General features: G+C 43.7%; 12 protein-coding genes. 2 read left to right on the plus strand and 10 right to left on the minus strand.

Features of this window, described 5'->3' with window-relative positions; translation table 11 throughout:
* From WC615_RS16185 to WC615_RS16195, 3 genes are all read right to left on the minus strand, one after another.
* Nucleotides 1-2,508 (minus strand): SusC/RagA family TonB-linked outer membrane protein (locus WC615_RS16185; RefSeq protein ID WP_372979118.1); only part of this gene is annotated, 2,508 nt, incomplete at its 3' end.
* A 264-nt stretch (nt 2,509-2,772) separates the two neighbouring features.
* Entirely contained in the window at nt 2,773-3,723 is a 951-nt protein-coding gene (locus tag WC615_RS16190; RefSeq protein WP_372979119.1) for a FecR family protein, read from the minus strand.
* Nucleotides 3,724-3,801: 78 nt separating this feature from the next.
* Nucleotides 3,802-4,428: an RNA polymerase sigma-70 factor gene (locus tag WC615_RS16195; protein WP_372979120.1), complete on the minus strand. Its 627-nt coding sequence runs from the start codon at nt 4,426-4,428 to the stop codon at nt 3,802-3,804.
* 135 nt (nt 4,429-4,563) lie between these two features.
* Between WC615_RS16195 and WC615_RS16200 the strand changes: the two genes are divergently transcribed.
* Both WC615_RS16200 and WC615_RS16205 read left to right on the plus strand, forming a co-directional pair.
* Complete coding sequence (locus WC615_RS16200; RefSeq protein WP_372979121.1) at nt 4,564-6,111, plus strand: DHA2 family efflux MFS transporter permease subunit; 1,548 nt, start codon at nt 4,564-4,566, stop codon at nt 6,109-6,111.
* An 84-nt stretch (nt 6,112-6,195) separates the two neighbouring features.
* Nucleotides 6,196-7,119 (plus strand): hydroxypyruvate isomerase family protein, encoded by a 924-nt coding sequence (locus WC615_RS16205; RefSeq protein WP_372979122.1) that lies wholly within the window; start codon nt 6,196-6,198, stop codon nt 7,117-7,119.
* A 1-nt stretch (nt 7,120) separates the two neighbouring features.
* Here the strand turns inward: WC615_RS16205 and WC615_RS16210 are convergent, their stop codons facing one another.
* The 7 genes from WC615_RS16210 to WC615_RS16240 form a co-directional block, all read right to left on the minus strand.
* The gene (locus WC615_RS16210) at nt 7,121-9,190 is read right to left on the minus strand and encodes a gliding motility-associated C-terminal domain-containing protein (RefSeq protein ID WP_372979123.1); all 2,070 of its coding nucleotides are present in this window, start codon (nt 9,188-9,190) and stop codon (nt 7,121-7,123) included.
* Between the two features lie 119 nt (nt 9,191-9,309).
* On the minus strand, nt 9,310-10,512 hold the full coding sequence (locus tag WC615_RS16215) for a hypothetical protein (RefSeq protein ID WP_372979124.1): 1,203 nt from the start codon (nt 10,510-10,512) through the stop codon (nt 9,310-9,312).
* Nucleotides 10,513-10,585: 73 nt separating this feature from the next.
* Nucleotides 10,586-11,392 (minus strand): helix-turn-helix domain-containing protein, encoded by an 807-nt coding sequence (locus WC615_RS16220; RefSeq protein ID WP_372979125.1) that lies wholly within the window; start codon nt 11,390-11,392, stop codon nt 10,586-10,588.
* Between the two features lie 93 nt (nt 11,393-11,485).
* Nucleotides 11,486-12,370 (minus strand): oxidoreductase, encoded by an 885-nt coding sequence (locus WC615_RS16225; RefSeq protein ID WP_372979126.1) that lies wholly within the window; start codon nt 12,368-12,370, stop codon nt 11,486-11,488.
* A gap of 147 nt (nt 12,371-12,517) precedes the next feature.
* Nucleotides 12,518-14,683 carry a PQQ-binding-like beta-propeller repeat protein gene (locus WC615_RS16230; RefSeq protein WP_372979127.1) on the minus strand — a complete coding sequence of 722 codons (2,166 nt, stop codon included), beginning with the start codon at nt 14,681-14,683 and terminating at the stop codon, nt 12,518-12,520.
* A gap of 503 nt (nt 14,684-15,186) precedes the next feature.
* On the minus strand, nt 15,187-15,615 hold the full coding sequence (locus WC615_RS16235) for a GNAT family N-acetyltransferase (RefSeq protein ID WP_372979128.1): 429 nt from the start codon (nt 15,613-15,615) through the stop codon (nt 15,187-15,189).
* A 258-nt stretch (nt 15,616-15,873) separates the two neighbouring features.
* Nucleotides 15,874-17,811, minus strand: coding sequence for a glycoside hydrolase family 97 catalytic domain-containing protein (locus WC615_RS16240; protein WP_372979129.1), 1,938 nt, complete (start codon nt 17,809-17,811; stop codon nt 15,874-15,876).
* Between the last annotated feature and the right edge of the window lie 441 nt (nt 17,812-18,252).

Genomic DNA, 18,252 nt, shown 5'->3' on the forward strand with positions numbered 1-18,252 from the left:
TAACTCCCAACCGCGGTTTTGTACTTCGCCCGCGTTATAATCTGATGCTGATGCACCATAAACACCGGGTACTACAGGTGGCAATAATATATCCCTGGTTATTTTGTTAAAGTAATCTAAACTAACGGTTAAAGCGCTCTTGAAGAAATTTAGATCGGCACCAACGTTAAAGGTAGATGCACGCTCCCAACGGATATCGGGGTTGGCAAACTGTATATCAATTACGCTGACTTGCTGGTTGTTAAAACCATAATAATCATTCTGAGAAACCCTGTAGTTGTTGAGAAACTGGTAGTTACCAACGTTTTGGTTACCCAAAATACCGTATGAAGCACGCAGTTTTACATCGCCCACCTTGTCACGGTAGTTTTGCATAAAACGCTCTTCTGTTAGGCGGTAACCGGCCGTTAATGATGGAAAGAAGGCATTACGGTTGTTCTTAGCAAACTTTGATGATGCATCTATCCTGAAATCGGCTTCGCCATAATACTTGTTTTTATACGAATAAGAGGCCCTGCCAAATACGGAGTTAAGACTACTCTCCTGCGTATGGCTATTGGTACCTGTTGATGATGTTTCTATCACTGTGCCGGTTATAGGCGTACCCAACTCGGGATCGGTATATTTTAAACGTAAATAATTTTGCTCATCAGTACTCGACTCATTTGCTACGCCAATTAATATATCTACGTTATGGTTTTTAGCAAATGTTTTGGTGTATTGCGCTAAAAATTGTGTGTTAATAAAAAGGTTTTTAACATTTTCGTCATTTGTGTTCCTATCTGAACCATAAGAGCCTTTAGGCAAAAAGTTAACCTGTATAACACGCCCAAACATATGGTCAGATCGCAGCGTACCGCCAAATACACCTTTTATTTTTAAATCTTTTGTGATACCTAACTCGGCAGTAAGGTTACCGAATATATTATCATTATCGCGCTTGCGGTAACCACCTTTTTCAAGTATACCAAGCGGATTGAACTCCGCCAGCACATCATTGGTTAAATAATTACCCTGATCATCTTTAATTTTATAATAAGTTGGCGTTCTGCCGGCATCTACTATTAGCGTACCTGTATTAAAAGAGTGTTCTTTTATCTCGGTACGTGTGTATGCCAGTATGCTGGTTAACTTCAATTTACCAAATTCGCTGCTTAGGTTCATGCGGTAATTGTAACGCCTTAAACCATAGTTAGGGCCAACCAGGTTGTTACGTTGGTCTGTAACACCCGCCGATACCAAATACGTTGAAGTATTACTACCACCAGATAAGCTTAGGTTATGATTTTGCTGTACCGCGTTTTGCAATATGGCATCCAAAAACCATTGCTGATCGCCCTGATCCTGGAATTGTCTTATTTGCGCAGGGCTGTAAATAGGGGTTAAACCTGAATTCACAACCGCTTCGTTACGTAAAATGGCATTTTCATATGCATGTACCGGCTTATAACCCACATGCGGTACCTGCACGCCGCCTTGCCCATTATAATTAAGTACAGCGCCGGCGTTTTTGCTACCTTTTTTGGTGGTAACCAGTATTACACCATTTGCCGAACGTGATCCATATATGGCTGCGCTACCCGCATCTTTCAACACCGATACGCTTTCGATATCCTGAGGGTTTAAAAGGTTTAGTGCACCGGCATCAGTAGCGGTAATGCCATCAATAACCACCAAGGGGCTATTATTGCCAAATGTGCCTACACCACGAATATTAATTGTTTGGTAAGCCCCCGGCTCATTGCTGGTTTGCTGGATAATTAAGTTTGGCGATGTACCCTGTAAAGCCTGTGTAAGGTTTACAGCAGGCTTACCCTCAATAGCTTTTGAAGTTACCTGGTCAATAGCGCCTATTACGTTTACACGTTTTTGCGTGCCGTAACCCACAACTACAACTTCGTTAAGTGAGCTTTGCATAGGCACCAACTGTACATTAATACCGTTGGTTTGGCCGTTAAGCGGCACTTCTTTTGGGGTAAAGCCAATAAAGCTGAACACCAAAGTACCATCGGCAGCAGGCAGGTCTATCACAAACTTACCGTTAACATCTGTAACAGTACCCAGGTTAGTTCCTTTTAACTTTACGCTTACGCCCGGTAATGGTATATTGGTATCATCAACTACGGTACCTGTTACCTTTACCGCTTGCGCGGCTGTTTGGCTGGTACCTGTGAGTGTTGTAGCGTCGGCCCTTTCGCTGATAACTATAACATCATCAATAATTTTGTAACCAAGGTTAAATGGAGTTAAAACCTCATCAAGCACCTCTTTGATGCTTTTGTTACTTACATTTATGTTTACCCGGAATGACGGCTTTAGTAAATTATCTGCATAGGCAAATTTTACTTTATTATTGGCCGATAATTTATCGAGCGTTTCGGTAAGCTTTTGGTTTTTCAGCTTAAGCGTTACCTGTTGCTCTAAAAATTTCTGGCCATAAGAATTGTTTGCAACGGCAGTAAAGCACATTAAGCAAACAACAAAGCAGGCAAGCGAGGTATATTTCATTAATATTAATACATAACGAACTACTCCATTTGAAAATAGAGATATATTCATAGATTTGAATAAATTAAAGTGTTTGAAATTCAAGTGCAGCGTTCTCTGAATTCGACCTCTGAAACGTACACTTAATAATAACCCGGCATTTTAATCGCCCTGTTTCAAATCCCATTGAACAGGGTTTTTTTATGTATTTATGTTCTCATATGGTTTTTAATTTAGGTTAGTTGATAATTGGTTATCTATTTAAAATTGGTTTCTTCTTTTTTATTAACAGCCCTTGCCTTTTAGCTGGTAATTGGTGCCATCGGGGGTTACTTTACCCTTTACCAGTTTGGCTATTATCTTCATAATATTCTGCAGCGATACATTGGTAAAATTGGCAGATATAGAGCACTTGGTTAAGTTGGCATCGGCCTTTATCAACACATTAAAGCGGTGTTTAACCGCGTTCAGCACTTCGGGCAAAGGCATGTTCTTCACAATAAAATCGCCATCTTTCCAGCCGCTAAGCGCAGCAACATCAATATCTTTAGCTATAATAGCGCTGTGGTTTTTCTTAACAATGGTAACCTCCTGGGCTGGTGTTAAAAAAACCGTAGGGGCAGCTGATGCAACAACACCAACCTTGCCCGTAACTACATCAACCTTTACAAAGCTGTCTTCGGGGTAAGCTTTTATATTAAAACTTGTGCCCAATACCTGTGTACGTATATTGCCTGTATGTACAATAAATGCTTTTTTAGCATTATGCGCTACGTCTAAAAATGCTTCGCCGGTTAAGGTGATCTCTCTCTTATCACCACGAAAGGCTTCAGGGTAGTTTATTTTACTGCCGCCGTTAAGCCAAACTTTTGTACCATCGGCAAGGGTTAAGCTGGCAACCTGGCCGTTAACTGTGCTGAATTGTTTTTGGGCAATTGGTGATACAATATCCAATATCCTGATACGGTTGTAAAAGCCTAATACCGATAAGGATGCAACAGCAAACAACGAGGCAGCTACCATCCATTTTTTACCTGCACCAACGCGCTTAACCGGCATTGCATCAATGTTATTGATGATTCGATTATAAACCTCCTTGCTATCAAAACCCGCATTTTCGCCGGCCTCCGGCTGTTGGTTCAGCTGCAGGTCGTCAAAATAATGATGCACAAGTTTTTCCTGCAAAGCGCGGTCTTTGGCCTGTATTTTTTTTCTCAGAAAAGTAAACTTTCTCATGGTTTATATATGTAAGATGCAATTGCGGGTACTATCCCCCAAGCAAAATGAAAATATTTTTAAGGGATTTATCCGGAATTAAAAAAGTGGAGTTAACAGGGCGGCAATTATCAACGGCAGGTAATCGGTAAGGCCGGTACGCAGGTAGCGCAGGGCAATGGTGATCTGGTTCTCGACCGTTTTGGTGGAGATATTTAAGCGGGATGCGATCTCTTTATTCGAAAGATATTCCTTGCGGCTCAGTTTAAAGATCTGGCGGCATTTCTCGGGCAGGCGTTCAACGTTGTTTTCCAGTATCGTGCTGATGTCGTTTTGCATCAGCTTGCTATCAGCGGTGTATTTTTCGGTGAGCATGGCGATGGCACTCAGGTCAAGCGTGGCCTTTTGGGTACGGATATACATCAGCACACGGTTCTTGATAGCCACCTTTAGGTACCACTCCAGCGAAGTAATGTTCAGCTGGTTCCTTTTTGCCCACAGATCAATAAATAACTCCTGTACCAGGTCCTCACAAACATCCCTATCTCTGAAAAGATTATAGGCAACCTGGTATATTTTAGATGAATATCTGTTGTACAGCAACTCAAACGCCTTACGGTCGTCTGCCCGCAACATGGCTATAAGCTCTGTATCAGGCCACATTTGGTATTCCTTATCTGGAAGCATAAATGAGACGGTAAATGGTTTGAGTAATTGGTAGGGCATAATTACAAAGTTTATTTTAAATAAAAAACAATTACTTGCATTTCTATACACTAAGTAGGTTTAAACGCAACTATTACAAACCCATCATGGCATTAGCCGTTGGTTATTTGTAAGTTTACTTTATAAACCTATGGTATGGCAACAGTTGCGTTAGGCAGTAAGGCAGGCAAATGGATCATGGCATCTTCCATCATGGCGTCGGCCATGGCATTTATTGATGCAACGGCATTGAATGTGGTGTTGCCATCTCTCCAAAAAAACCTCAATGCCAGCGGCACAGATCTGTTCTGGATCCTGAACGCCTACCTGCTGATGTTGGCCGCGCTCATCCTTATTGGTGGTTCGCTGGGCGATAAGCTTGGCCGCAAAAAGGTGTTTATGGTGGGGATACTCATTTTTATAATAGGATCTGCCGCCTGCGGGTTTGCCCCGAGTGTTACCCTGCTTGTTATCTTCAGGATGTTGCAGGGCATTGGCGGTGCATTAATGATACCCGGCAGCTTATCGCTTATCTCCTCCTCCATCAACCCAAATGAACGTGGAAAAGCCATTGGAACCTGGAGCGCTTTTACCACTTTTGTTACCATGGGCGGCCCTGTTTTGGGCGGTGCCTTTGGCGATGCAGGCCTTTGGCGATACATATTTTTCATCAACATACCAATCGGTATCTTCGCATTAACCGTACTTGCAAAACAGGTAAAAGAGATCAAAGATGAAGACACTAAGCAAAGCCTGGACCTTGCCGGGGCTGTTGCCATAGCGCTTGGTTTGGCGGCCGTTACCTTTGGCTTTTTACGCATCCCGGCGGTGGGTTTAAGCAACTGGCAGGTATATACGTCATTAATTACCGGCGCATTGCTGTTAGTGGCTTTCGTAGCTGTAGAAAAGAAAAGCAAATCGCCCATGATGCCCTTGCAACTTTTCAGCAACCTAACCTTTAGCGGCGCAAACCTGCTTACGTTTTTCCTGTATGCGGGGCTTGGCGCGGGCATGTTGTTTTTAGGGTTGAACATGGTGCAGGTACAGGGCTACAGCCAGCTGCAATCGGGCTTAACCTTTTTGCCATTCACCATACTGATGATCACTATTGCCCGTTTTGCGGGCGCACTGGCAGATAAACATGGCCCACGGCTGTTACTTATTGTTGGCCCAGCCTTAGCGGGTTTAGGCTTGCTGATATTATCATTCGTAAAACAAACCGCCGGGCCATCTGCCTACTGGACAACCTTTTTCCCGGGCATAGTGGTATTCGGACTTGGCATGTCGTTTACCGTAGCGCCGCTTACCACAGCGGTTATGGGTTCGGTAAGTGATCATTTTTCAGGAACCGCATCGGGCGTGAACAACGCACTTACCCGTATAGCCAATGTTTTTGCTAACGCGATACTGGGTGCTTTGGCGGTACTGTTTTTCACCGGAGCCTTGCAGGGCGAGATCAAAAACATAAAACTGAACAACAGGCAAGAACAGGAGGTTATAAAACAAAGTGTTAACCTGGGCAACGCCAAAGTGCCCGATACCTTCACCGGGCAGGATAAGATTGCTATTCAAACAGCCTATAAAAACAGCTTTATATCCGCCTATGGTAACATCATGCGCATCTCGGCAGGGCTGGGTTTTTTAGGTTCGTTAATGGCTGTGCTCTTCATCAAAAACAGTGCGGTAAAAAAGGGAAAAGAATAACCTATTCCCAATAAATAATATTACCGCCTGATAATTCCCGCAAAAAATAAGATATTGCACATTCCAATATCATAACCTATTACCATGAACAGAAGCAGCTTTCTAAAAAACAGCTCATTATTAGCCGGTACCCTTTTAACCGGCACAGCAGTTGTTGCCAATTCACAGCTTAAAAATACTGACAGTGCAGCAGGCAAGCCATTTAACCTGAACTACGCACCACACGACGGGATGTTCAAGAACCTGGCCGGCAACAGCTTCCTTGATCAGATCCAATTTATGTATGACCAGGGTTTCCGGAGCATTGAAGATAACGGTATGGCTGGCAGACCCGCTGCCGAACAGGAAAAGATAGGTAACCTGCTGGCTAAACTGGGCATGCAAATGGGTGTTTTTGTGGTTGATAAGGGCGGTAACGGCCAAAACACGTTGACCGCAAACAAGCAGGAACATATTGACATATTTTTAAAAGGTTGCAAACAAGCCGTTGAGGTATCAAAACGCTGCGGCGGTAAACTGGCTACCGTGGTGCCCGGGGATTTTACCCGTAACCTGCCGTTGGATATTCAAAACGCGAACGTAATAACTGCCCTGCGCAAAGGCGCCGAAATATTAGAGCCCCACGGCATTGTAATGGTGCTTGAGCCCTTGAGCGATACGCCCGACCTGTACCTGCGTACATCGGCACAAACCTATATGATATGCAAGGGTGTTAACAGCCCAAGCTGCAAAATACTGTACGATATGTACCACATGGCCAAGAATGAAGGTAACATGATCAATAACATCAAACTTACATGGGACGAGATAGCCTACTTCCAGATTGGCGATAACCCCGGCCGTAACGAGCCTACCACCGGCGAGGTGAACTATAAGAACATCTTTAAATTCCTGCACGAGAAAGGCTACAAAGGCGTTTTAGGTATGGAACACGGCAACTCCCGCCCCGGTAAAGAAGGCGAACAACGCGTTATTGAAGCTTACAGGGAAAGCGATAATTTTTTGTAGGTCATCTTAAAATTGTGACATTACCGCTTAAAACGGTACGATCATATAATGTAATAATATAATAATAAGTACCTGCGGGCAATGGTTTGCCATTTCGGGTGCCGTTCCAGCTATTTTTATAATTTTTCATGCTATAAACCAGGCTGCCGTTCCTGTTAAACACTTGTGTAAGGTTATCAAGCACATCCATGTTTTTAATTACCCAATAATCATTAATGCCATCGGCATTAGGGGTAAACGTATTGGGTATCTTAATATCCGACCGTACTATTATTTCAACAGTAGTTTCGGCCGTACAACCATCAGCATTGGTAACAACAAGCTTGTAAGTGGCATTTACAGCCGGTGTACTTGTTACCGTTTTTGTATCGGTTGCGGTTAAAAAAGCTGTCGGGCTGCTCCATTGGTATAGTTGTGCATCGTTAGCGGTAAGAACAACAGCTTCGCCCGGATTAATGATTGTATTTGATGCAGTAATATGAGCAGTAGCCTTAGCGTATTTAATATCAATCCGCACCCGCTCGCCTTCGCACCCTCCGTTACTTATCGCCACATAAAATGATGTACTGGCTGTTAAAACCAGTGTTTGATATAAACCACTGTTTGCTACTATAAAATTTTGGCTGGCATCATACCAATTATAAACCCCGGCCCCGGTTGCACCATGTGCTGTAATATTTACTACCCCGTCATCACACAATATTGACTTATCGGCAGCTACATCACGCAGCGCACCGTCCGGAGAAGCAACAATATCTATTTGTTTAGTTTCGGTATTTATTATCCCATTGTACAATGTGGTAACTTTAACAGTATAAGTACCGGGCTGACTGAACTGATGCGAAGGATTACGTTGATTTGATACATTATCCGCCCCTGACGCAGGGTCTCCAAAGTCCCAGGTAATGCTGTCAAAATTATTGATGGCTGATACCAGATTAAACGATGTAGCCCCGCCAAAACAAATACCTGTGGTATTAATAGTTATCCCGGTACTTGTAGTAACATAAGCAGGTGGCAAACCCAATTTGGCTCGTTTGCCATTAAGATAAACGGCTTCGGTAACAAAATCACAGCCGGGGCCTTCTGTATTGGGAGAATTTATAACATGCAGATAATTCTGATCAAATTGGCTTAAATATATTTTATCATCTGGGGCCAGCTGTAATGCGCCATACCCCGCAGATATAGACAAAACAATTCCCTTATCACTAACCTGCCCGTTAGTAAACGGCAGTTTTACCTGGTAAAGTTTGCAGCCTACAGATATTTGGTATTCGGTTATATACAGCAATTTACCATCAGGCGAAAACTCTATACCATAAGGGTTGGTATTGGATGTAAAGCCCCTTAAAGTATGCGCATTGCTCATATACCCCAGGCTGGTATCAAAACTAAAGGTTTCCACAAAGCCTTCATTTTCATCATAGCTTGCCAATGCAAGGGTTTTCCCGTCGGGTGATGCTTTTAAGTAGCCAATCCCGCTGGTTAAATCACCTTTATTAAGCGTACCAATTGATGTGGAAGACGAAGGAGTGGTAGGCACCCCATTAGCAGTAATTAACCAGGTTACAAAAGTATTATTGTTTGCTTCATGCGCTATTAACCAAATATCTTTACCATTAGCATGCCTCACAGCGGCAATTTTTTCTGTGGAAAAGGTTAATAAAAATTCATTTTTTTGAGTGATTTCTCCAAGCCCTCCATCTTTTGTAATATCAACTGTTGAGTAATCTAACTCGCCGTTATTTGTTTTGGTGCTAAAAATGTAGTAAATATCATCACTCCCCGGCTTTTGCACTATAAGGGTTTGGGTAGCGGACACCTCACCACTTAAACCGGAGCCATTAAGCATTATCGCATTCTGTTTATTCCAAACTGTTATGCCATCCGTATAAAATAAAATATTTCCATTATTATCGGCCACACTGGCGCAAGCTTCAATTGCAGATAATTGTCCATTAGTTAATGAAACGGGAGCCCCCTGGTTAAAGTCGAACCCGGCATATTCACCAAAATACCATATATTATTGCTTTTTTGTGCAAACGATCTGTTAATGCATAACAGCATTACAATTGTTAGTAGTAATGTTTTAGTAAAAACGCAGAGGTATTTATAGTGCATTATAAGTCTATTCCGTAATACTACCGGGAATGAAGTTACTAAATTTGCTTATAAAAGCATGTTTTTTATAGCTTATTTAACGGCTCATAAGCATATACCACATGGTATGGTATGTTCTTTAACTTGGCAGACATTTGCCCGATGCCCAGGTTTTCGGCCTGCGGGGTTGGCTCACAAACGGAGTAGGTTTTGCCGTTATATACAATTGGGTCGCCAATGGGTTTGCTAAACTCTACTGCCATGGTAATATGGGTTGGGTATAACAGGGCTATCATGGGCAGGTTGTACATCTCTTTCACCAGGTAAAAGAATAAAGCAGCCCGGTCATCGCAGTCGCTGTAGTTTGAGGCCAGCGTTTCGCCCGGCGATAGGCGTTTCTCCTTGCCGAAATTATCGTTATCGTTCTCATACAAAAAAGCATAACGCGTAAAGCGCATCAGGTAATCCACACCTTTTTTCTCATCCATCCCTTTCATGTTCTTTTTTAACAATGGGATAAGTGAGCCGTAGGTTTCTTTACTCAGCGGGATGTTAAAATAAGTTTCAAAACTAACGCCCGGGTAATTGGTGAACGCCTTTTGCTGGTCGGTATTCAGTTTTACTTTAAAATGGTACTGTTTCCTGTCGTAAACAAATGATACATCCTTTTCAATAGCATTTTCGGGCTTAAAGTCGGGCATCAAAGTAACCTTGTATGAAAATGCTTTTGTTGCTGCCGCGATGGGGATATTTACCGGCAAAGGCGGGTCGTCGTTAAGGTTTGTATTGGCGTAATCATGTATATTCAGGCAAACAAACTGTTTACCATCTACCATAAAATAAGGGATATCGCTGATATCCTCGTTATTGTACACATAAAAAATAACCTTTTGATGGGATATAGCCAGCCGGGCATCATAACCCGATTTACTCAGCATAAACCATTTGTAAAAGGTGTATTGGCCGTAGTTATTTTCCTTAGGGCTTATTTGCTGCGCCACCCTGCGGATAAGCTGGTAATACAGCCAGTCGTTAAGCTGATGCTCTGCCTTGTAAGCCAAAAGCGAATCGATAACGGGCTGATATTTTGCGGCGCTTAGCTCTGTGTATCCCTTTTTAAAGCTTGCGGCGGTAAACTGCTGCGGTATATCAACAGCAACAGATCTGTCAACCGTAACCAGGAATGGATCTTTATAAAAATCAACACGTACCTGTTGCCCCTGCCCTTTTACGGCAGTAAAACACACTGCAAAATACAGTGTAAGCAAAAAGCAGGAAAGCGCACGCATTGGCTTAACAATTTGGTTATATTAAATGTACGTATAATTAACGTTGAATTAATATAAAAAATATATTTTTCGCCTATAATTTTGATGGCGCAACGCCGTATTTATTCTTAAACGCGAAGGAAAAGTGCGACAGATCTTCAAAGCCCAGTTCCAGGTAAACATCTGATGGGGCTTTGCCTTGTTCTTTGATCAAATAATGCGCTTCCTGCAACCTGCGCTGCTGTAACCAGCGGCTGGGCGTAAGGTTAAAAATCTTCTCAAAATCGCGCTTAAAGGTTGCCAGGCTGCGACCGGTTAAGTAGGCAAACCTTTTTAGCTGTACATTAAAATGAAAGTTCTTTTCCATAAAGCCTTCCAGGTCAATTTTACCGGGTTCGCTAAAATCAAAAAGGATATCCTTCAATTCGGGCTGGGCCTGCAATAACAGCAAAATGGCTTCACGCAATTTCAGATCCTGCAGCTTATCGCTCATTACAACATTATCCTGCTGATACGGGAATAGTGATTGCATGAAGCTTTTGTACAGGCCATCAGGTTTTAGCTTAATAACAGCATCCCCATTATAATGCCCGGCGGCTTTGTAACCGTACTCCATGCTAAAATTGCGCAGGGTCTCCTGGTCGAGGTAAACCGATACCGATTTAAACTCGCCGTTTGGCGGAGGCTGTTTTACAAACTTCACCAACTGGTTACGCCTGATGAACCTGAAATCGCCCTCGTTAAAAACAAACTGCTGCTCGCCTGCTATCATGGTAAACACACCCGAAACCTGGTAGCTGAACACATGCTCGGCTACAAACTGCTCGCCCTCCCTGTTACGGGTATAATAGCAGGAATAGGCTATTTTAGGTTTTTCGGATATATAAGTTTTAGCTGGCATTATTTGGGGGTTAGTAGTGAGTGGTTGATTGTGTGAGTAGTTGCAGCTTTTACAAACTAGTTAACCACTCACCCAATCAACCATTTACCAAATTTACTTTTTCAAATTTAAATACCTTTTACCGTGTTCGGTTTCCAGGAAGTTTTCGGCATCATCAGCATCTGTAGAGGTGCTGATGCTTTCCCATTTCTCCAGTTCCCTAAGCTTAGCCGCTTCAGAGTGTTTAACGATAGCTACCGCCTCGCTGCCCAGCAATAAATGCAGGGGAGGCTCGGGGTTGTTCACTATATCTATCATCACTCTGGCAGCTTTAGCGGGGTCGCCTATGGGTTTAAATGAAGCGCTTTTAAACGCGGCCACCCGTGCATCAACCGTAGTTTCGTAACCTTCTACCTGCGGCGCATAAGTCATCGAGTCGCCAGCCCAATCTGTACGGAAACCGCCCGGTTCAACACAAGTTACTTTTATATTTAAAGGGGCAACCTCAACCGCCAGGCCTTCGCTAAAACCACTCAAGCCAAATTTAGCGGCCTGGTAAATGCTAACGCCGCCGCTGCCTACCCTGCCACCTATCGAGCTTATCTGCAAAATGTGCCCGCTGCGTTGCTTACGCATATACGGTAATACTGCGCGGGTTATTTCTATCGGCGCGTACAGGTTTGTTTCTAACTGACTACGCACCTGTTCATCGGTGTAGGCTTCAACTGCACCGGTAATTCCAAAACCGGCGTTATTTACCAGTACATCAATCTTTCCAAAATGGTTAACGGTGTCAGCCATGGCCTTATGCACCTGTTCGTAATCGGTTACATCTAATTTTACCGGGTAAACCTGCCCGGGGTATTTAGCGGCCAGCTCTTGTAAACTATCGGTATTGCGGGCTGTTGCCGCTACTTTATCGCCTGTGGCAAGCACTGCTTCGGTAAGGCTGCGCCCTAATCCACGGGAGCTGCCTGTTATAAACCAAACTTTTGTCATTGTTTTAATTGTTAATTGTTTATACAAAAGTAGCCTTGATTAATCACCTCCGCTTTGTTGTAAAGCTCAATATGCTTTGTTAAAAAGCTCACTGATTTATTATGTTTCTTTTACCGCCTGGCAACATCCATCACTGTAAAATAAGCCTTACTTTGATGGCAGCGCGAAAGCCACATAGCTATCACCCGACCGGGTATTCATTTTACCACCGCCGCAGGCTATTACAATATACTGCCTGCCATTCAACTCATAAACCGATGGTGTGGCGTAGCCCGGTGCAGGCAGGGTAACTTCCCAAAGCAGTTTACCGGTTTTTTTATTGAAAGCGCGGAATTTACCATCCTTTGTGGCCGCAATAAACAACAGCCCTCCTTTGGTTATTACCGATGCCCCATAGTTTTCGGCACCGGAGTCTTCCTCGCCATGCGGAAATTCGGGATCGTTACCCAGGGTTGTTTTCCAAACCAGTTTACCCGTATTCAGGTTAATGGCGTTCAGCGTTCCCCATGGTGGTGCAATTGCAGGATAGCCTTCCTTACTCAGGAATTTATTATACCCTACTATGGAATAAGGCACTTTAAACACATCATCTTTATGGCTGTCGGTATTTATAAACGGCTTTGGCTGTTCTGCGCTGATATTTAAAACATAGGATGCAATGGCCTTACGTTCAACGGCTTTTAACTGCCTGAATGCAGGCATCATCCGCCTGCCCGATTGCAATAGGGTATCAAACGATGCCGGTTTATATTTCCTTTCGATATTGATAAGCGACGGGAATGTGCCCGATCCCTTACGGTCGGCTGCGTGGCAGGTCATGCAATTGGCTTTAAACAAGCGCTGGCCTGCCTGCAGGTTGGTTTCATTTGCTGTTTCCTTATTATTTAGGGGGATAGCCTGTATAATCCAGGCCATTTGGTTGGCATTAACATATAAAATGCCACTTTCAGGATCGTAAGACGGGCCACCCCATTCGGCACCACCATCTAAACCCGGATATACTACCGTGCCCTGTAAGGATATGGAATTGAACATATGATCTGTCTTATAATTCCTGAACGCCTTTAACACCTGTTGTTTCGACGAATCGGGCAGGTACGGATTGATATTACTCTCCGTTAATTGCTGGCTCATAAAGGGCGCGGGCAAGGTTGGGTATGGCTGCGTTTTAGAAAGCTTCTCTCCTGCCAGGTCGGTAAAGGTGGGTACAGGTTTTTCTACAATGTCATATACAGGTTTACCGGTAACCCTGTCAAAAGTAAATATAAAGCCTGTTTTGGTGGTAATAGCAACAGCCTCAATATCCTTTCCGTCCTTTTTTATGGTAACCAGCGCCGGTGCCGATGGGATATCTTTATCCCAAACATCATGATGAATATCCTGAAAATGCCATATCAGTTTCCCGGTTTTGGCATCAAGCGCCAGCAGGCAATCGGCATAAAGGTTGTTACCCAAACGGTTGCCGCCATACCAATCGTAGCTTGCCGAGCCTGTGCAACCGTAAACTATACCGCGTTTTTCATCCAAACTAAAGCCGCTCCAAACATTAGCGCCGCCAATAAATTTATAAGCGTTGGGGTCTTCCCATGTTTCATAACCCGGTTCGCCGGGATGTGGGATGGTATGGAAGATCCAAAGCTGTTTACCGGTGTGCACGTTGTAGGCACGGATATGCCCCGGCGCTGCATGCGAACCCTCATCCACCCGGGTGCCCATGATCATGATATCGCCATAAATAATAGGTGGTGAACTGGCCGTAACAAACAGATCGGCAACATCGCGGCCAAGGCCATCATGCAGGTCAATTTTACCTTTATCCCCAAAGCTGTTTACCGTTTTACCCGTAGCAGCATTAATGCAATATAAATACGGCCCTGCCGCGTAAAACACCCGTTTATCATCACCATTGCCCCAATAAGCCACGCCTCTTGAGTTGTTCATAATAAAAAACATACGCTTATCCCTGGCCAATGAATCAAAGGGGTTAAACTGCCACTTCTCACGCCCGGTAGCGGCATCAATAGCAAAAAGCTTCATTTTTGGCGTGGTGCCGTACATCACGCCGTCTATCACGATGGGGTTGCACTGGATCTGCGAATGGTTTGCCGAATCAGCATCGCGGGTGTGATACGTCCATGCTACCTGCAATTGCTTTACATTGCCGGTATCAACCTCATTTAATGATGAGTAATGGATGTTCTCGTTAGAGCCTTTATACTGCGGCCAGCCTCTGTAGTCCTTTTTTTGAGTACAGCCAAAGGTAAATATGGCAACAACGGCCACTAATATTGATCCGGCGAATATCTTCCTCATGTATAATTGGTTGAGGCAATTAAGTTACGCCATTATTTTGTTTTTGTGCAAATAATGGCACGAGATCGCTTAATATCAAGAAAGTGCCGGGAGGCTTAGTTTGCTATCGCAAGCGTCCCGCTTGTGTCCGTATGCCTGGTAACTTTGTTGCATTATGTTATGTAAAACTCAGCTTATTTATTACAGTCCTAAATCCACAAGCGGGACGCTTGCAGTAGCGGACCAAACGTTCCGATGGAACATAGCTACTTTTTCTTACACTTCTTCTACCCACCAAACATCCCTACGGGATGAATAATGAATACGTTCCGCAGGAACGATTGGTTGGAGCATTGTAAAATGCTTCTTCTACCCACCAAACATCCCTACGGGATAAATAATGAGCACGTTCCATCGGAACGTTTGGTTACTCTGTCCAGTAATGGGCTACTAATTTTCCAAGGAAGGAATTTAATCTGCCAAAACCCTGTTATGTTATCATGGCTATACAAAATGCGGATATGTTATTCTTTCAGTTTTAGATCATTAACATCATTAAGCAAAAAACAATGGCTAAACTGCGTCATACCGGTTTTGGGATAATAGTTTACCGCGGCAGGCGCAGCAAGCAATATCAGTTTGGCCTTTGGCGATTGCCTTTTTGTTTCGGCTATGAGGCGCACACCGATCCCCTGTTTTTGATAAGCCTGATCAACCGCCAGGTCCGACAGGTAGGTGCAAAAAGCAAAATCCGTTAGCGCGCGCGATATACCCACCAATTTACCATCTAAACGGGCGGTTACTATCAGGTTGGCATTTTGCAGCATATCCTGTATCCGTCCGGCATCATCAACGGGGCGGCGCTCGGCGAGGGTACTCCGGTTTAATACATCAATAAATTCATCTGCGCTGAGTGTTAATTCGCGTTGGTATACAATTTCAGAAACGGGCATTTTTGTAGGGTTTAAACGTTAAAACAAACACCGTTTTGGTGATAATCAAATTTTACAATTCTGCTAATGATATATGTAGTCCAATAAATATAAACGCTTTAGTCCAGATAAATTTATCATAAAAAAGCGTTGGCCCAGTGCAATTCCCTTCCAACGGGAGGGTGCAGGGAGGGATTTTAACAAGCGGTATGGAAAACTGACTAAACCCCTCCCCGGGGAGGAAACCAATAGCCTGTTATTTGGGCTTAAATAGGTTAACTATTGCGGTTTTAGTTCTAAAACAAACCCGCCTTTTGGCATTATCCCAACTGTTACCTTACTATCTTTCTCCTGTACAATTTCCCGGTGCGCTATAGTACGCGGTGTGTTTCCGTCTGTAAATAGCGTACCGCGAAACACATCTTTATTATATAAAAACGGCAATGATATCGTCCAGGTTTTGGCCGTACTTTCGCCATTTATACCGGCTATATACCAGTTTTTGCCTTTACGGCGGGCTATGATGGCTTCTTTACCGGGTTCGCCCTGTATATAGCGGGTGTCATCCCAGGTGTTGGGCACGCTGCTCAGGAAAGCCTTTACCACATTATCCCGGCTTAAGTAAGATGAATCGCTGTCGGCAAAGTGCATCATTCCAGACTCAAACATCACGCTCAGAGCCAGCTCATGTGTATTTGTTGTAGTATGCGGGCAGCATTTATAATCGGAAAAAGTAACGGGCGTATAATCCATTGAACCGGCTACATTTCGGGTAAATACATAAATGGTGTTTAACTCGGCAGCATCCGTAGCAAAATCGTTAGACCAGCCGTAATTTTCGGCGCCCCTAACCGATTCCATCGATAGTAAATTAGGGTAAGTACGTGCCCACCCGCGCGGTATGGTGCTACCATGAAAAATCACCATAATCTCTTCTTTAGCCGCATCCTTCAGGATGTCGGTATACAGCTTCATGATGTTCTGTTTATCGCTCTGAAAAAAGTCCACCTTAATGGCTTTAACACCCCAGTCGTGTATTTTTTTCAATTCCTGCCTGCGTGTATCGGAGTTAAACATTACATCGCGGGGCTGTTCCCCAACGTTGTTGTGCGGCCCGCCGGAATTATACCACAGCGTAAGTTTTACCCCTTTTTGTTTGGCATATTTTACCAGGTCCTCTATGGTGCCACCGCTTGTTGGGATATTCCAGTTGGCATCAACCAATGAGTATTCCCATTTCATTTTGGCTGCAAGGTCAACAAAACGTTTCATAGTGGTAATGTTGCGGCTGCTGGCGTGGTCGCTCCACCAGCTCCACGACGAGCGGCCCGGTTCAACCCATGAAATATTGCCTATGGCATTTGGCTGCGCTAAATGGCTCACAAGGCTTGATTGTACAACAGTACCTGCACTTTCTCCGGCAATGATCAGTCGCCAGGCGGTAGCAAACGGTGTTTTTGCAACAGGGTACGCACTACCCTGCCCCAAACCTTCGGCAGCTAATGGGAAGGCCATTTTATATATGCCATTGGCAGCGTTTTGCTGCAGGTGCATGGCGGCGTTATCGGCCGTTGTGTTACTTTCTGAAATGAACAGCCATTGGTCCTTAGTGTGGAACAATGCAGGGAATGCCCAGCCGCTGCTATCTTTAGCTGCCGTACCTGCCGGGATGCCGTTCTTAAATACGTTTTCGTAAGCCGGGTCTTTATCGTAAGGTTGTATCCAGGCGGCCGCTTCTGGTATGGCAAACTCAGTAAGCTCTTTTACAAGCGTATAATTTTTAGCTGAATCGGGAAAGCGGTAACGAAAGGCTACCCCATCATTATAAGCACGCAGATCTATAGTTATCTTGTTTTTATCGCTGTTGGCAAATGTAATGCTTGCCTGGTTGGCTATGGCATGGTATACGTGATATTTACCCACAGGCAGCGTATAGATCTCATTAATTTTGCGGGTAAGCTCGTTCACAAAGCTCAGGCCACCGGTAAATTTATCGGTGGTGGTCTCAACACCAAGCTTCGATTGGCGTACCACTTCGCTATTTTTATTCTGAACTTTATAGCTCAGGCTGCCGTTGTTCAGCTCTAAATTTATTTGAAGCGCGTGGTCGGGCGAGTAAACCTTCCATGCTGTGGCATTAGTTTGAGCATAAGCCTGCGAAAAAAGAGTAATACCGGCTGCGAAAATTACCGCAAGCGTCCTTGAAAAATTAATCATTAGTTTACCTGGTAGTGTAGTTTATATTAAAACGATACTTCTTGCGATTATCGACATTGAAAGTTACACATACGGGGCTGTTACTGCAAGTTTTGCTTTAAATTTTAGAAATTCATTTTGGTAATCTTTACTAATACTATAAACACGTTACCAAAGTTAATTGACAGGAAAAGGTATACGAATATATTGATGTCGGCCTCAAAAACCTTTGTTCCATTTTGTACTCATTTACCAAAAAACGGGACAGGCTATAAATTACAATAAGCTAAAAATCAGATGCTTAATAAAAACCCAAACAGGATATTTTACGCCTGTTGATCTTTCAAAAAGGCCGGATTGAGGGCGAAAAAGGGCGAATAAAAAGCGCTTTTGATGGTTGACTTGTCCTGAAATAGGTTGACAAAAAAGTCACCAAATGAAAAAGACAATTAATAAGTCATC

Source organism: Mucilaginibacter sp., from assembly GCF_041663085.1.
In the GTDB taxonomy this organism is placed as follows: domain Bacteria; phylum Bacteroidota; class Bacteroidia; order Sphingobacteriales; family Sphingobacteriaceae; genus Mucilaginibacter.